This window comes from Kitasatospora sp. NPDC058063 (assembly GCF_042885395.1).
In the GTDB taxonomy this organism is placed as follows: domain Bacteria; phylum Actinomycetota; class Actinomycetes; order Streptomycetales; family Streptomycetaceae; genus Kitasatospora; species Kitasatospora lactacystinica.
This window is the reverse complement of the sequence record NZ_JBHVSD010000014.1, coordinates 17,109-31,858: the sequence shown is the minus strand read 5'-3', so window position 1 is coordinate 31,858 and position 14,750 is coordinate 17,109. Positions and strand designations below refer to the sequence as shown.

Annotated in this window: 14 protein-coding genes; 6 read left to right on the top strand and 8 right to left on the bottom strand. The window is 74.3% G+C overall.

Annotation, left to right across the window (positions count from 1 at the left end; all coding sequences use genetic code 11):
* Nucleotides 1-68 precede the first annotated feature (68 nt).
* From ACFVUY_RS23950 to eccB, 7 genes are all read right to left on the bottom strand, one after another.
* Nucleotides 69-368 (bottom strand): hypothetical protein, encoded by a 300-nt coding sequence (locus ACFVUY_RS23950; protein ID WP_387693831.1) that lies wholly within the window; start codon nt 366-368, stop codon nt 69-71.
* Entirely contained in the window at nt 361-810 is a 450-nt protein-coding gene (locus tag ACFVUY_RS23945; RefSeq protein ID WP_387693830.1) for a YbaB/EbfC family nucleoid-associated protein, read from the bottom strand. Before ACFVUY_RS23945 ends, ACFVUY_RS23950 begins: the two co-directional genes overlap by 8 nt.
* Before the next feature lie 141 nt (nt 811-951).
* Nucleotides 952-3,267: a hypothetical protein gene (locus ACFVUY_RS23940; protein ID WP_387733037.1), complete on the bottom strand. Its 2,316-nt coding sequence runs from the start codon at nt 3,265-3,267 to the stop codon at nt 952-954.
* Nucleotides 3,268-3,361: 94 nt separating this feature from the next.
* Nucleotides 3,362-3,730: a hypothetical protein gene (locus tag ACFVUY_RS23935; protein WP_387693828.1), complete on the bottom strand. Its 369-nt coding sequence runs from the start codon at nt 3,728-3,730 to the stop codon at nt 3,362-3,364.
* A gap of 23 nt (nt 3,731-3,753) precedes the next feature.
* The gene (locus tag ACFVUY_RS23930; RefSeq protein ID WP_359899441.1) at nt 3,754-4,062 is read right to left on the bottom strand and encodes a WXG100 family type VII secretion target; all 309 of its coding nucleotides are present in this window, start codon (nt 4,060-4,062) and stop codon (nt 3,754-3,756) included.
* Nucleotides 4,063-4,094: 32 nt separating this feature from the next.
* Entirely contained in the window at nt 4,095-4,421 is a 327-nt protein-coding gene (locus tag ACFVUY_RS23925; protein ID WP_359899443.1) for a hypothetical protein, read from the bottom strand.
* A gap of 75 nt (nt 4,422-4,496) precedes the next feature.
* On the bottom strand, nt 4,497-6,038 hold the full coding sequence (gene eccB / locus ACFVUY_RS23920) for a type VII secretion protein EccB (protein WP_387733034.1): 1,542 nt from the start codon (nt 6,036-6,038) through the stop codon (nt 4,497-4,499).
* Nucleotides 6,039-6,320: 282 nt separating this feature from the next.
* On the opposite strand from eccB, the gene ACFVUY_RS23915 reads away from it, so the two are divergent.
* The 5 genes from ACFVUY_RS23915 (at nt 6,321) to ACFVUY_RS23895 (ending at nt 11,953) form a co-directional block, all read left to right on the top strand.
* The gene (locus tag ACFVUY_RS23915; protein ID WP_387733031.1) at nt 6,321-7,856 is read left to right on the top strand and encodes a flavin monoamine oxidase family protein; all 1,536 of its coding nucleotides are present in this window, start codon (nt 6,321-6,323) and stop codon (nt 7,854-7,856) included.
* Nucleotides 7,853-9,310 carry a glutamate-cysteine ligase family protein gene (locus ACFVUY_RS23910; protein ID WP_387733028.1) on the top strand — a complete coding sequence of 486 codons (1,458 nt, stop codon included), beginning with the start codon at nt 7,853-7,855 and terminating at the stop codon, nt 9,308-9,310. The genes ACFVUY_RS23915 and ACFVUY_RS23910 overlap by 4 nt, the downstream gene beginning before the upstream one ends.
* Nucleotides 9,311-9,475: 165 nt before the next feature.
* Nucleotides 9,476-9,733, top strand: a complete 258-nt coding sequence (locus ACFVUY_RS23905) for a hypothetical protein (protein WP_387693824.1) — start codon at nt 9,476-9,478, stop codon at nt 9,731-9,733.
* A gap of 137 nt (nt 9,734-9,870) precedes the next feature.
* On the top strand, nt 9,871-11,076 hold the full coding sequence (locus ACFVUY_RS23900) for an MFS transporter (RefSeq protein ID WP_387693823.1): 1,206 nt from the start codon (nt 9,871-9,873) through the stop codon (nt 11,074-11,076).
* A gap of 139 nt (nt 11,077-11,215) precedes the next feature.
* Nucleotides 11,216-11,953 (top strand): class I SAM-dependent methyltransferase, encoded by a 738-nt coding sequence (locus ACFVUY_RS23895; RefSeq protein ID WP_387733025.1) that lies wholly within the window; start codon nt 11,216-11,218, stop codon nt 11,951-11,953.
* An 18-nt stretch (nt 11,954-11,971) separates the two neighbouring features.
* On the opposite strand, the gene ACFVUY_RS23890 is transcribed toward ACFVUY_RS23895, so the two are convergent.
* Nucleotides 11,972-13,345 carry an FAD-binding oxidoreductase gene (locus ACFVUY_RS23890; protein WP_387693821.1) on the bottom strand — a complete coding sequence of 458 codons (1,374 nt, stop codon included), beginning with the start codon at nt 13,343-13,345 and terminating at the stop codon, nt 11,972-11,974.
* Nucleotides 13,346-13,673: 328 nt separating this feature from the next.
* Here ACFVUY_RS23890 and ACFVUY_RS23885 point away from each other — a divergent pair, with 328 nt between their 5' ends.
* Nucleotides 13,674-14,519, top strand: coding sequence for a ferritin-like domain-containing protein (locus ACFVUY_RS23885; protein ID WP_387733022.1), 846 nt, complete (start codon nt 13,674-13,676; stop codon nt 14,517-14,519).
* Nucleotides 14,520-14,750: the final 231 nt, after the last annotated feature.

Here is a 14,750-nt window from a genome sequence, read left to right as displayed (position 1 = left end):
GCCCGGCGGCGGAGGTCCGGCGGACCGGTGGGGCCCGCCCGGACGCGGGGCGGGCCGGAGGGGCCTCGTCAGGCGTTCCTGGCGTCCTGGTCGGCGTCGTTGAGGATGTTGGAGGTGTTCGTCCCGCCCCTCCCGGCGCTCTCGACCGTCTTCCGCACCTTCTTGAACAGCGCCGTGATCGAGGTGGTGGGCTCGTCGACGTTGTCGTGGTACGTCGTGCCGATCTCGTCGCTGCCGGCCGAGTTCTTGTTGTACTGGTTGATCTCCCCGGTCTTGACCTCGAACTCCTGGAAGAGGTCGGACAGTTCGGGGTACTTGGAGAACTTGTCGGTCAGGTCCGACAGCGCGGTCAGCCTCGGCTTAGCCACGGAACTCCTCCTGCCGGTCGCGCTTGCGCCGCTCCTCGGCCGCCGCCGCGTCGGCGAACCCGGGCCGCATCTGCCGCAGCGGGGCGAAGAGGTCGCCCAGCTCGGTGCCGCCGGTCATCGAGGCCGCCAGGGTCTCGCCGAGGCCGCTGAACCCGCTCATCGTCTCGGCCACCCGGTCGCCCATGTCGGCCCGCGCGGTGTTCAGCACGTCGATGAGGGCCTTGGACAGCTCGCCCGGGGCCATCGAGCGGTAGGCGGTGGTGTGGAAGGTCAGCGACACCACCTGTCCCTGCGCTCCGACCACGGCGGTGACCAGCCGGTCCTTGGAGGTCACCGAGGCGGTCGCCGTCTCCAGCTCCTTGGCCGCCGCGGCCATCCTGGCCTGCTGCTCCCCCAGCGCGGCCATCGCCTGCTCGATCTGTGCGGTGAACGGGAACTCCACGCCCGCACCTCCCTCTCTTCCCGAGGGTGCGTCCCGGGCCCGGAGGTGTCGGGCCCGGGACGCACCGGTCCATGGGGTCGTACGGTCCTCTCTACGGCTGCGCCCGCCCGCCCGGTTCGACTCCGGCCGCGAGCGCCCCGATCAGCGGCCGATGACCCCCGTCACCGCACCGGAGTCGGTGCCCCAGACCTCCTCGTCCTCGGACAGCCAGGTGGTGCGCTGGCGCTCCTTCTCGCCCTGGCTGCCGGCGGCCCCGGCGCCGGCACCGGCACCCATCGGCGGCATCATCGGGCCGCTCATGCCGCCGGCGCCGCCCGTGGTCGAGATGCCCCGGCCCATCAGCTGGGACTCCTCGGCGGCGGCCGTCGCGGCCCGTCCCGCGGCGGAGCGGCCGGCCTGCGCCTCGGCGGCGAGTTCGGCGGCCTTGGCCGCGTCGCCCATCACCGCCGACCGGCCGCCGATGCCGATGGTCGGCGGGCCGGACGCGCCGATGCCGCCGATGCCGCCGCGGCCGCCCGAGCTGCCGAACGACTGGCCCGCCAGGTCCGGGCCGCCCTTGAACGAGGTGGTGATGCCACCCGTCCCGGTCCCGGTGGAGATCCCGCCGAACGACGGCAGCCCGGTCCAGTTGCCTCCGGTGGAGACTCCTCCGCCGGGGTAGCTGACGCCGGTGCCGGGGCGGCCGGCGATGATGGCGTGCGCCTGGTCGTTCATCAGCTGCTCGAACTGGGAGACCGGCCTGCCGTCCGCCCCCCGGACGATGCCGTCCTTGTCGATCGTGTCGTCCTTGCCGAGCACGACCGTGTTGCCGTTGGCGTCCTTCAGCAGGTTGCCGTCCGGGCCGGTGACGGTGCCGTCGTCGTTCCGCTTGGAACCGACCGGCACCTTGAACGCGCCCCCGCCGGTCGTGTTGTCGGTGCCCGGCACGGTCGTCGGCTTGCTGACCGTCGTCCCCGGGGGAACGATGATCGGCTTGCCGTCCTTGCCGAGCACCGGCTTGCCGTCCGGGCCGATCACCTCGCCCTTGCCGTTGACGGTGCTGCCGGGCGGCACGGTGATCGGGTTGCCGTCCTTGCCGAGGACCGGCTTCCCCTTTCCGTCCAGCAGCGTGGACTGGCCGCCACCGGGGCCCTTGTTGCCACCGATGCCGCCGGGGTTCCCGGGCACCGTGGTGGGCGGTGGAGGCGGGATCTTGCCCGTGCCGGAGCCGCCCCCGGCGCCCTTCTTGTCCTTGTTGTCACCGATCCCGCCGATCCCGCCGGTGCCGCCACCGCCCGCACCGCCGCCCGCACCGCCGTCACCCGCACCGCCGCCGCCGGTACCGGGCGGCGGCTTGGGGCCCTCCTGGGTCGGCGGCTTGTCGGCCGGCAGCCACTTCTGCGGGGGTTCGAGCTTCTGGAGGACGGCGGCGGCGTGCGCGTACGCCGTCTTGAAGGTGGCCATCACCTCGGTCGCCTGCTTGTCCAGGACGATCTCGATCCACGAGGTCCAGATCTTCTTGGAGATCTCGTCGATCCACGCCTTCAGGGCTTCCTTGTCGTCCGGCGACGGGGCCGCTCCGGTCGCCGTGAATTTAAAGGTGCGCGTTCCGTCGCCGTTCGTGGTCATCGTCGGCGTCACGTAGGCCGTGGCCGCGCCGAAGGCCGAGTGGACGCACTCGGAGGGCCAGGAGAACGACACCCCCTTGCCGTCCTTGTCCAGGTCGTCGTTCTTGAGGATCCACTTCGTCCCCCCCTCGAGTCGTTTGTCCGGGACCGCCCTCCAGGCGGCGTAGCCGCTGTACAGCCCCTTGTACGCGGCGCGCAGCGCCTCCGCGGTCTCGCGCAGGCACTTCGCCTTGGCGTCGGCGTCGTCGCCGAGCTCGACGTGCACCTGGATGAGCTGGTTCCGCAGCCCGATGAGGACTTCCTTGAACCGGCCCGCCGCGCTGCCCTGGAACTCGCTGCCGGCGCCCTCGACGCTGTCGGCCCAGCCCTGGACTTTCCCCTGCTGTTCCTTGACCCAGGTGTTGACGGCCGAGATGACCGTCGCCGCCTGATCGAACGTCGCGGCATTGGTACGGTCGTTGAAGCCGCCGCCCCAGATCAGCGGGCCGAGGATGTTGTCCGCGGCGTGCCCGAAGTGCCCGAGCGGGGTATCGGTGTCGCCGGCGGGCGGCTGGAGCTGCCAGAAGTTCCAGTCGACCGTGACGCCGACGATGGTGCTCCTCTCGTAGACGTCGCCCTCGGCCTTCGGATAGACCCACTCGGCCCACATGTCGAAGCCGGCCTGGCCCTTGTCCTTGTCGTACGGCTTCAGTGCGTCGTTCGTCGACTTGAGGGTGCTGCTGACCTGGATCCCGGTGATCCACGGTTTGCCGATGACGGCGTCCCGGCTCGTGATCGAGCTCTGGGTCGAGGCCGCGAACGCCGCCAGGCCGTCTTCCCACGGATAGTGCTTCGGTGCTGTTTCTGCCATGACTTCCTCCCGGAGGCACACGGGGCGGAGCGGGAACGGAACGGGTGTCGGTCCGGCCGTCGGACGGATGGTCCGCCCGACGACCGGGGGGCGCTCAGCCGGTGCTGGTCGGGGGCTTGGAAGTGCCGCCGCCCAGGACGTCCTTGAAGAGCTCCATCGTCTCCGCCTCCGTCAGGCTGTGGTCCTCGCCGTCCGCGAACATGACGCCGGCCATCTCCAGATCCAGCTTGGTGTGCTTGGCCTCGGTCTGGATCGTGGTCAGTGCGTCCTTCACACTGCCCATGAAGGCGTCGACGCCGGTCTTCAGCGTCTGGATCTCCAGCACACTGGTGTTGCCCGGCAGCACCGGCGGACAGTTCTGCACCGTGTTCGCCTCCGTGCCGAGGTCGATCCGGAAGGTCTCCAGATTCGTGGCGAACGCCTTGAGGCCGCTGGTCGAGACCTTGATCGTGGTTTCACCCATGGGGAGCGCCTCCGCCCTCTCGACTAGCCGAACTGCTTGCGCGCGCTCTGGTCGGCCTCGTTCATGATGTGGTGCATGTTGGTGAGCTTCCCGCCGGCGGCGATGATGTCCTGGTTCATCTGTCCGGCGTTGGCCGTCACGGCCTGCTTGAACTCCGTGAAGGCGTCGGCCGCGGCACCCTGGAAGTTTCCGCTCTCGGTCAGGGAGTTGAGCTTCCGCTCCACCTCCCACAGGGCGTCGTCCATCAGCTGGCCCGCCTGGCCCAGCTCGCTCGCCGCCTGGGCGACGGTCTCGTGGTGGAGCTGGATGCTCCCGAAGTTGTCCATCGACATGTGCTCGTTCCCTTCCTCTCCGTGGCGCGCCGTCAGGCGCCGTTCAGCGCGTCGACGATGCCGTCGGCCGCGTGCAGCCGGGCCTCTTCCTCGGCGTGGCTGAGGACCTGGTCGGCGACCTTGGTGGACTCCGCGAAGCGCTCGAACGCGCCGATGACCGTGTGGTAGCGCGTCATCCAGTCCTCGACCTTCTGCTGGAAGGTCGAGCTGGCCCCGGAGATGTATCCGCTGGCCAGTTCCTGCTTGATCCGCTCGACCGTGCGGCCGGCGGTGATCATGCCCTCGATCTGCTGCTCGATGTCGGACAGCGCCTTGCGGATCGCCTCGTCCTGTTTGTTCAAGTTCGCCGGCGTGCTCACCAGGTGCTCCTTTCTCTCCGCGCGCCGGTCGCGCGCGGCTCTGATCGACTCAACGGGACCGCCGCGACCGGCGGTTCAGCCGCACGTCGCCGTCGTGGCGGCGGACACGGCGGCGTCGAGCGCAACCCCTGCGACGGGCACGGCGGCGGTTCCGGGAACCCCTGCGGTGACCGCCGCGACGGTGGGCGCGGCCGAGGCCGCGGCGTCCGCCAGGGCCGCCGGGTCGAGGCTCGGGCCGGCCGGCAGCAGGGCCACCACCGCGGCCGGGACCGCGACCGGCGTCGCGCCGCCGTAGCCGAGCTGCTTGACGACCGCCGCCGAGGGCAGCGGGTAGCGCACCCCGGCCTCGGTGACCAGGTACTCGGTGCCACCGGCGCCGGCGCCCGACAGGGCTCGCACCAGGGCACCGCGCCCCGGCCGGACGGCGATCCGGTCGGCGACGGTGCAGGCCGGCCCAGCCGTGCCGCTCGCCGGACCGGCCGGGGCCGCCGGGGGGCGGCCCTCGTAGGCCCGGCCGGCGGGCAGCACGGTGACGGCGGTGGTCGGGGCGCCGGCGCCGGTGTGCAGGTCGGCGCAGACGCCCTCGCCGTGCAGCGGGGCGACCAGCGCCGGCGGCGCCTCCGGGAGCCCCGGGGGAGGCGGCCCGCCGGGCGCGGTGTGCCCGGCGAGGTCCAGGGCGCCGATCGGCGCGGGCGCCGGGGCCGCGCTGCCGTACGCCTCCTTCTGGGTGCGCGGGTCACCGAGCAGCAGGGCGTACAGGGTCGGGGTGAGCGGGGCGAGGCCGTCCTTGGTGAGCAGGTAGTGCGCGCCGCCGGGGGCCTCGAAGAGCTGGCCGATCCGGGTCGGCTTCCCGCCCAGCGCCGGGCCCGCCTCGCCGCGCCGGGCGACGGCGGGCGCCGCGAGGTCGGGCCCGGCCGGCAGCGCGTTCAGCACCCCGGCCGGCACCGGGAACGGCGTCGCACCGCCGTAGCCGAGCGCCTGGAGCGCCTGGTTGGCGGTGTCGACGCGCAGCCGCTGGCCCTGCCAGAGCAGATGCGTCGAGCCGTCCGGGGCGGCGACCAGCAGACCCTGGCCGGGCGCCAGCGCCCGCCCCTCGGCCGCCGGGTCCACCAGCAGGGCGAGCTTCGGTACCGGGGTGCCGGTCGGGCCGGGCTGGGCGGTGGCGCAGACCAGCCAGGTGCCGCCCGCCAGGTCGGCGGCCGGCGGCAGCCCGTCCGGGGCGCCGACGATCCCGACCGGGGCGCCGCGCGGCGCGTCCGCGATCGACGCCCGGCTCACCTGCCGCACCGTCATCTGCTCACCGGCCAGCAGCCTGGCGCTGGTGTCGTTCAGCACCGGGTGCAACTGCCCGCCGATGGACAGGTACCGGGCACCGGTCTCCTCGACCACCACCAGGGTGCCGGGCTTGGCCCAGCCGTCACCGCCACCGGGCCGGATCACCCCGTACACCGTGACGCCCAGCCCGATCAGCACCCCCACCGCCAGGCCCGTCATGGTGCCCCGGGTGGTACGCCCGGTGGGGGTGTCCGGCGCGTCGGGCTCCGCCCGCAGCATGCCCGAGGCCAGCCTGCTCATCACGAACAGGTGTGCCTGCACCTGGTCGCGTCGGGACTGCATCCAGTTCCTCCCCGGTTCCTCACGGACGCACCCGCTGCTTCGCGGCCGCACCGCTGCGCGCGCCCACTTCGGTCCTACGGCCCCCCGCACCGGCCGGGTTCACCTCCCCCGCCCGGCCCGCGGCGGCCGGGCGTCGCCGCCCGGGCCCACCGGGGCGGGGCCGGGCGCACCAGGACGGGTCCGGCCCCCACCCGTCACTCGCATCGGCGCCGCGAAGTGGCATGCCCGGGGTGCCTGGCCGAGGCTGGGGCGGGGGTCCAGCCTCAGAGGGGTACGGTGCCGATGTTCGAGACGAGCTTTGCCTTCCCGCGCTCGCTGGAGAAACCGGTGGCCGGCGCCCGGGGCCGGGTGGCGGTGATCGGGGCGGGCGTCTCCGGGCTGGTGTGCGCCTACGAGCTGCAGCGCCGCGGGTTCGACGTCGCCGTGTACGAGCGGGCGAACCGGCCGGGCGGGCGGGTGCGCACCCACCGCTTCTGGGACGGCACCCACGTGGACCTCGGCGCCATGCGCATCCCCGGCAACCACCACTGCGTGCTGCACTACGTCTCCCGGTTCCGGCTGGCGACCCGCCCCTTCGTCAACGCCAACCCGCACGCCTACTACCACCTGCGCGGCCGGCGGGCCCGGGTGCGGGACGTCGCGGCGCTGTTCCCCGCGTACGAGCTGCGCCCGGCCGAGCGGCAGCCCCCGGGCCCGGTGCTGGACCATCTGCTCGGCTCGGTGTGGCGCACCCTGACCGTGGAGCAGCAGCGCCGCACCCTGGAGGGCCACTGGGACGACCCGGCGCTGGAGCGGGCGGCCTCGGTGTCGCTGTGGCAGTTCGTCCACGAGCACCTGTCGCAGGACGCCTGGGACCTGGTCGGCCACGCCACCGGCCTCGCCCACTACGAGCAGTCCTCGCTGCTGGAGGTGCTGGTCGACTACTTCGGCCTGTTCCACTGCGGGCAGGTCGAGCTGGTCGACGGGCTGGAGGCGCTGATCCACGCCTTCGTCGGCTCGCTGCGCCCCGGCACGCTGCGGCTCTCCACCCAGGTCGACGAACTGGCGCTGACCACGGACGGCGTCCGGCTGCACGGCCGGCGGATCGGCGCCCGGCTGCACGAGGACGTCGACTACGTGGTGTGCTGCGTCCCGGCGCCCGCGCTCGACCGGATCACCGTCACCCCGGGCCTGCCGCACGCCCAGCGGCACGCCATCCGCGGCATCAGCTACGCGAGCAGCATCAAGACCGTCCTGCACCTCACCCGCCGCCGCTGGGAGCTGGAGGACGGCATCCACGGCGGCGGCAGCTTCACGGACCTGCCGATCCAGCAGTGCTGGTACCCGTCGGACAACGCGGTGCGGGCGAAGAAGGACGGGGTCAACGGCAGTTCCGGCCCCCGCTGGGCAGTGCGCGACCCGCTGCGCTCGGCCGAGCCGACGGCCCTGCTCGGCGCGTACCTGTGGGGTGCCAACGCCCGCCGCTTCGCCGCCCTGGAGCCGGCGGACCGGGACGCGCTGGTACTGGACTGCCTGGAACGGCTCCACCCGGGCATCACCGGGGACGTGGACGACATCGTGCACTGCAACTGGGACGTGCAGACCGGCATGGGCGGCGGCGCCTTCGCCCACCTGACGCCCGGCGAGCACACCCGCTACCTGTCCGTGCTCGGCTCCGCCCACCCGGCGGAGCAGCCGCGGATCTTCTTCGCCGGCGAGCACCTGTCCGGCGCCCACGCCTGGTGCCAGGGCGCGGCGCAGTCCGCCCTCGGCGCGGTGGGCGCGCTGCTCGACCGGGCCGGGCACCCCCGGGTCGTCACCCGGGTGGGGGCGGTGTGACGGAGGACGAGGCCCGTCCGGCGCCGGACCCCGCCCCGGCGCCGGACCTCGCGGCCCCGGAGCCGGACCCGACGGACCCGGACCCCGCCGCGGACCCCGCCGCGGACCCGGGCCCGGCACTCGGCCGGGCCGAACTGCTGGCCCCGTTCCGGCCCGGCCGCGGCGAACTGATCGGCATCGAGGTCGAGTGCGGCCTGGTCGACCCGGTCACCGGACTGGCCGCCCACTACGACGGCGAGCGCGGCGTGCTGGCCGTCCTGGAGGCCGTGCTGGCCAGGTGGGGCGGCGAGCGGCAGGAGGACGCCGGACGACTGACCGGGGTCCGGCTCCCGGACGGCAGCCAGATCACCCTGGAGCACGGCGGCCAGATCGAGTACTCCTCGACGCCCGTCCCGTCCGTGGCCGAGGCGGTGGACGACATGCGCGCCGCCCTGGAGCAACTCGCCGAGCTGGTCGACCGGTTCGGCCTCGCCCTGCTGCCCGGTGCCTATCTGCCCTTCGACCGGCTCGCCGACATGCGGTGGGTGCCGATGACCCGGGGCGCCATCATGCGGGACTACTTCACCGGGCTCGGCGAGCCCGGCAGCCGCGCCCGGTACGTGATGGCGCTGTCGCTGTCCACCCAGGTCACCCTGGACTACCTCTCCCCCGCCGACTTCACCCGCAAGCTGCGGATGCAGACCGCCGCCGCCCCGGTGGTCTCCGCCCTGTTCGTCAACTCGCCGCTGCAGGAGGGAAGTTCCTCCAGCGGTCGGCTGTCCCACCGGTGCTGGGCCTGGCTGCGGATGGACCCCCGCCGGGGCGGAGTGCTGCCGCCCGCGCTGCGCCCCGACGTCACCACCGAATCCGTCGTCGACTGGGCGCTCGACATCCCGCTGATCCACTACCGCACCCCGGACGGCCGCTACCACCCGGCTCCACCCGGGCGCACCTTCGCCGAACTGCTCCGGCACGGCTACCCGGACGGCTCGCGGCCGACCCCGGCCCACTGGAGGGCCCACCTCAACCAGCTCTGGACCAGCACCAGGGTCCGCGACACCCTGGAGCTGCGCGCCTCGGACGGCCCGCCGTACCCGTTCGTCCCGGCCGTCCCCGCGCTCTGGGCCGGACTCAGCTACCACCCCGCCTCCCTCTCCGCCGCCTGGGAGCTGCTCGGCCGCTACACCCTGCACGACCACCGGGCGGCGCTCGCCGAGCTGCCCGCCCTCGGCCTGGCCACCCGCCTCGGCGGCGACCCGGTCCGCCCGCTGGCCGCCGAGCTGCTGCGGCTGGCCCGGGCCGGCCTCGCCGCCCGGATCGCGGCCGGCCTCGAACCGCCGCACGTGCTCGGGTACCTGGACCCGCTGGAGGAGATCCTCGCCACCGGACGGACCTTCGCCGAGCAGTGCCGCGAGCGCTGGCACGGGGACCTGCGCCGCGACCCGGCCCGCTACGTCGCCGCCTACCGGGTCTGACGCCCCGGCGGACCCCGCGGCGGACCCGCGGCGGACACCTCCGCGTCAGCAGTTCGTCAGCGGGGTGTCAGCAGCCCGTCAATCCGGCCCGCGGCGGCCGCGAACCGGCGGAAGCTGGACGGACCGCACCTGCACGACCCGCAGGTCCTCCCGGAGGTGAGCCGCATGTCCGTCCTCGCTGGGTTCCATTCCGTCGTCCCCGACGTGCCCCGCCACGGCCACGGCCTGCGCACCGCCGTCGCACGGGTGCTGGACCGGCTGGCCGCCAGCCCGCTCGACAACACCGTGCTCGGCGCGATCGGTACGCCCCGCCCGTCCGGCCGACCGGCCACCCGCCCGGGCGGCCTGCGCGCCCGGTGGCGCCCCGCGCCCCGGCCGGACGGCACCACCGCCCTCGAAGCCACCTGGCACCCGGACCGCTGACACCGCCCGACAGCCGTCCGAACGACCGTCCGAGCGGCGGTCCGCGCCCGGCGGCGGCCCGGCGCGGACCGCCATTCGGCGCAGCGCTCCCCCGCACGGCACGGCCCCGGCCCGGGGTGCGCGCCTATGGTGGGCGAATGACCGATCGTCGGACCGCCCGGCCCGGCATCGCCCGGGTGGGGCACCTCGTCGCCGCCGCCGCTTTCGCCGTCTGCATGGCGGGCACCACCCTGCCCACTCCGCTGTACGGGCTGTACCAGGAGAAGCTCGGCTTCTCCGAGCTGACGGTGACGGTCGTGTTCGCGGTGTACGCCTTCGGTGTCATCGGCGTCCTGCTGCTGATCGGCAACGTCTCGGACTCCGTCGGCCGCCGGCCCGTACTGCTCTGCGGGCTGGTCTGCTCGGCGGCCAGCGCCGTGGTCTTCCTCACCGCGGACAGCGTCGCCCTGCTCTGCCTGGGCCGCCTGCTGTCCGGGTTCTCGGCCGGCCTGTTCACCGGCACCGGGACGGCGTACGTGCTGGAACTCGCCCCGCCCGGGCACCGGGCCCGCGCGGGCTTCGTCGCGACCGCCGCCAACATGGGCGGGCTCGGCTGCGGGCCACTGCTGTCGGGCGTGCTCTCGCAGTACGCGCCCAACCCCCTGGTCCTGCCGTTCGTCGTGCACCTGGGGCTGCTCGCCGTCTCGTTCGCGCTCACCTGGCTGCTGCCCGAGACGGTCGCCGGGGCCCGCCCGCTGCGCACGGCCCGGCCCGACCGGCCCTCCCTGCCGCCGGAGGTCCGGCGGGTGTTCGTGCCGGCCGCGGTCGCCGCCTTCGCCGGCTTCTCCCTGCTGGGCCTGTTCACCTCGGTCAGCCCCGCCTTCCTCGCCGTCGACCTGGGGGTCCACAACCGCGCGGTGATCGGCCTGGTGGTCTTCACGGCCTTCTTCGCCTCCACCCTCGGCCAGCTCCTGGTGCCCCGGCTCGGCACCGCCCGGGCGATCCCGCTGGGCTGCCTGGTGCTGATCGCCGGGATGGCCCTGCTGGCCGCCTCGCTCGCCCGGGAGACCGTGCTCCCGCTGGTGCTCAGCGCCCTGGTGGGCGGCGCCGGGCAGGGCATGGGCCTGCGCGGGGCGGTGGGCGAGGTGGCCGCGGCCGCTCCGGCCGAGCACCGCGGCGGCGCCCTGTCGGCGCTGTTCGTGGTCGCCTACTTCGGCATCTCGGTCCCGGTGATCGGGGTGGGCCTGCTCACCGGACCGCTCGGTCTGGCCCACGCGGGCCTGGTCTTCGCCGCCTGCATGGCCGTGCTCGCCGCCGCCTCCGGCGTCTACCTGCTGCACCAGGCGCGCCGCGTCGGGGGCTGACCCCCGCGCGCCCCCGTACGCGCCCGTCGCGCGCCGCCCGCGCACGCCCGCCGGGTGCCGCCCGTACCCGCTTGCCGCGCGGGCCGGGTGCCGATAGACACGAGCCAGACACCCTGCGTGACACCCGGAGGTCCCCGCCATGAGCGTGACGAACCGCTACCTGGACGCCTGGGAGGGCTTCTGGCGCGATGCGCCCGAGGAACCGGGCGCGGTGATCTGGGACGCCGAACCGGCCCTCGGCGCCGAACGCCACCTCACGCTGTTCCGCCCCCACCTGGCCGACCCCGCGCTGCCCGTCGTCGACCTGGGCTGCGGCAACGGCACCCAGACCCGCTTCCTCGCCGAGCGCTTCCCGCTCGCCCTCGGGGTCGACCTGTCCGCCGCCGCGGTGGACCGCGCCCGGCGCGGCGACCCGGCCGGGCGGGCCGAGTTCACCCGGTTGGACGCCACCGACGCCGAGGCCGTCCGGGCCCTCCACCGGCGCCTCGGCGACGCCAACGTGTACGTGCGCGGGGTGATCCACCAGAGCGAGCCGGCCGACCGCCAACGCGTGGCCGAAGCCATTCGCATCCTGCTCGGGGCCCGCGGCCGGGCCTTCGTGTTCGAGCTCGCCGAGGCGGCCAAGGGCGTGCTGGAGGCGCTGGTCCGCGACCCGTCCGGCCCGCCCCCGAAGCTGCGCCCCGTGTTCACCCACGGACTCGCCCCCGCCGAGGTCGCCGACGCGGTCTTCCCCGAACTGTTCCGCGCGGCCGGACTCGACGTCCTCGCCACCGGTGAACTGCCGCTGGCCACCACCGAGTCCACCCCCGACGGCGCCCGGATCGAGCTGCCCGCGCACTGGCTGGTCGCCGGGCCGCGCGGGTCCGCGCCGCTCTGAGCCCGGCGCGGCCACGCCCTACTCGGGCCGGATGTTCAGGTTGCCGCGCAGGACGTTCGCCGGGTCGTAGGCCTTCTTCACGGCCGCGAGCCGGGCGTAGCGCTCCGGGCCGTAGATCTCCCGCGCCTTCCGGTCACCCTCGCCCTGGACGTAGTTGGCGTACGCCCCGCCGGTGCCGAAGGCCTCCAGGCCCTCCACCGTCGCCCGCGACCAGGCGATGTGCTCCGCGTCCCGCGCCGGGTCGGTCCAGTGCGCCTCCGCCGTCACCTGGTAGGGGGCGGCGCGGCCGGGGAAGGCGGAGTCCTCCTCGGGGACGTCCGCGATGGCCCCGCGCAGGAACTCGAAGTCGATCGAGCAGAGCGCGGACGGGTTGGCCCTGGTCGCCTCGACCAGCCGGGCCACGGCCTCGGGCGAAAGATCCTGGAGGTAACGGGACTTGACGAAGTACCGGTCGCCCTTGGGCTCGCTGCTGTCGCCGAGCGCCTGCAACTGCGGGTAGGTCATGGGGATGCTGACGCGGGCCGCGGGCGCGACCTCCCGGTAGAGCGCCTCGGTCTGCGCCCGGCCCTCCTCCGGGTCCCCGGTCCACACCGCCAGGAGCAGCAGCGCGTGCCGCCCCCGCAGGTGCTCCGGTATCCACTCCTGCTCGCCCGCGCGCTTCAGCCCGCCGACGACGTGCAGGCCGGCCGGCTGCCGCGCGGTGTACGCCCGGTAGGCGGCCAGGGCCTCGGGGACGTCGTCCAGCGCGTGGACACCCATGCTGAAGAGCGCCGGTCCGACCGGGCGCAGCCGCAGCGTGAAGCGGGTGACCACGCCGAAGTTCCCGCCGCCGCCGCGCAGCGCCCACAGCAGTTCGGGGTGGCTCTCCTCGGTGGCCTCGACCACCGAGCCGTCGGCTAGGACCACCTCGGCGGCGAGGATGTGGTCGCAGGTCAGGCCCCAGCGGCGGGCGAGCCAGCCGTATCCGCCGCCGAGGGCCAGTCCGCCCAGGCCGGTGTGGGAGATGACGCCGGCGGGGCAGGCCAGTTCGTACGGTGCGGTGGCCCGGTCGAGGTCGCTGAGCAGGCAGCCGCCCTGGGCCTCGGCGGTGCGGGCCCCCGGGTCGACGGTGACGGCGCGCATCGGCGACAGGTCGATCATCAGCGCGCCGTCGGCGACGGCGCTGCCGCCGACGTTGTGGCCGCCGCCGCGGACGGTGACGTCGAGGCCGTGGGCCGCCGCGTGGCGCAGCGCCTCGCTCACGTCCGCCGCGGTGCGGCAGCGGGCGATGCGGGCGGGGCGGCGGTCGTGCATCCCGTTCCACACCGCGCGCGCCTCGTCGTACCCGGCGTCGCCGGGGCTCAGCCAGTGCCCGGGCGGTGTCGCCCGTGGCAGAACGTCGTCCTCCGGCATGGCGGCACCCCCCGTGTTCGATGCATGGCGTACACACGATAGGTGGCCCGTCGACACGGCGTGCGTGAAGATTTGATGATCCATCAGGTTTCGGCCATCCTCCGTTCCGGGCCGAACCCTCCCGGACGGGTCACGCCGGCGGGCCGGCCGGTCCCGATCGCCGCTGGTCAGCCTCGGACCACCCGGCGGAGCGCTCAAGTCCCGCCGCCGACCGGGATCTTGGCGCATTTGCGGGGCCGGAGCGACGAAAGCGCTCGAACAACGGGGCCCGCCGTGTTTTGCTTCCCTGCACATGACATCGGTCGGCACGACGGCAACGGGGTGAGGGATGGCTGGGACCGAGGGCGCTCCGGACCGATCGCGTCCGTCGGGCGTGGCCCGCTACCGCACCCGCGGCGTCCCCGGCCTGCACGACCGCTTCATCCGGGACGCCCGCTCGCACGACTGGGAGCCGGCCGGGGTAGTCCACCGGGCCCTGCGGGACCGGACCGGGACCGCCCAGCCCTCCGAGCTCTCCTGGCTGCTCGCGAGCGGCAGCACCTACGCCGAACAGGTCGGCATGGACGTGGCGGCCGGCCTGCTGCACGCCTGCCCCGAGGGCGACATGAAGCTGGTGCTGGCCACCGCGGTGGCCGACGAGGCCAAGCACTCGGCGGTCTTCCACCGCTACGCGCACGCCGTCGCCGGGTCCGTCAAGGATCCGGGCGACGCCGTCGAGGAGCTGTCGCGCGACCTGTGGTCCCTGGACGACTACACCGCCCGCTTCCTGGCCCACACCCTGGCCGAGGGCTTCGCCGCCGACGAGTTCCGCTGGTTCGACGAGGGCCTGCGCGAGGAGGGCCTGGGCGAGGTGTACCGGCTGGTGCGCCGCGACGAGTCCCGCCACGTCGCGCTCGGCATGGCCTACCTCACCCACGGCCCCGGCGCGGATCGACTGCGCCGCATGCCCGCCGAGTTGCTGCTCGCCGCCGAACAGGTGGTGGAGAAGCACAACGACGTGGACAAGCTGGCCTCGCTGGTGCACCGGCTGCTGCCCGGTACACCGGCACCACGGGTCGCCGCCTGGCTCCGGGCGCGACACGCCACCCGCATGCGGGTGCTCCTGAACGTCCGGGACGACCGGCAAGAACTGTCCCGGCGCCGAAAATCCACGCGAGAACACATGGAGGTGTGATGGAGATCAAGAAGGTTGCCGTCCGCGCTGAGACCAAGGCGGCCAACAAGTACAGCGTGAGCACACGTCGCGCGAGCAAGTAACGAGCACTGGTTGTACCGAGGCGGGCGCCCCCCCGGGGGGGGGGCCCCCCCCCCCCCACCGCGGCCCCCCCCGCCACCCCGGAATGCCCGGGGAAGCGGATGGCGGGCGGGTACCAGCCCTGGCGGGGCCGGGGGGTTGCCGGGGGCC

Coding starts and splice junctions, on each gene's coding strand:
- ACFVUY_RS23940 (WP_387733037.1), bottom strand. CDS start 3,267: ATGGCAGAAACAGCACCGAAGCACTATCCGTGGGAAGACGGCCTGGCG.
- ACFVUY_RS23895 (WP_387733025.1), top strand. CDS start 11,216: ATGAGCGTGACGAACCGCTACCTGGACGCCTGGGAGGGCTTCTGGCGC.
- ACFVUY_RS23885 (WP_387733022.1), top strand. CDS start 13,674: ATGGCTGGGACCGAGGGCGCTCCGGACCGATCGCGTCCGTCGGGCGTG.
- ACFVUY_RS23890 (WP_387693821.1), bottom strand. CDS start 13,345: ATGCCGGAGGACGACGTTCTGCCACGGGCGACACCGCCCGGGCACTGG.
- ACFVUY_RS23930 (WP_359899441.1), bottom strand. CDS start 4,062: ATGTCGATGGACAACTTCGGGAGCATCCAGCTCCACCACGAGACCGTC.
- eccB (WP_387733034.1), bottom strand. CDS start 6,038: ATGCAGTCCCGACGCGACCAGGTGCAGGCACACCTGTTCGTGATGAGC.
- ACFVUY_RS23935 (WP_387693828.1), bottom strand. CDS start 3,730: ATGGGTGAAACCACGATCAAGGTCTCGACCAGCGGCCTCAAGGCGTTC.
- ACFVUY_RS23915 (WP_387733031.1), top strand. CDS start 6,321: ATGTTCGAGACGAGCTTTGCCTTCCCGCGCTCGCTGGAGAAACCGGTG.
- ACFVUY_RS23900 (WP_387693823.1), top strand. CDS start 9,871: ATGACCGATCGTCGGACCGCCCGGCCCGGCATCGCCCGGGTGGGGCAC.
- ACFVUY_RS23905 (WP_387693824.1), top strand. CDS start 9,476: ATGTCCGTCCTCGCTGGGTTCCATTCCGTCGTCCCCGACGTGCCCCGC.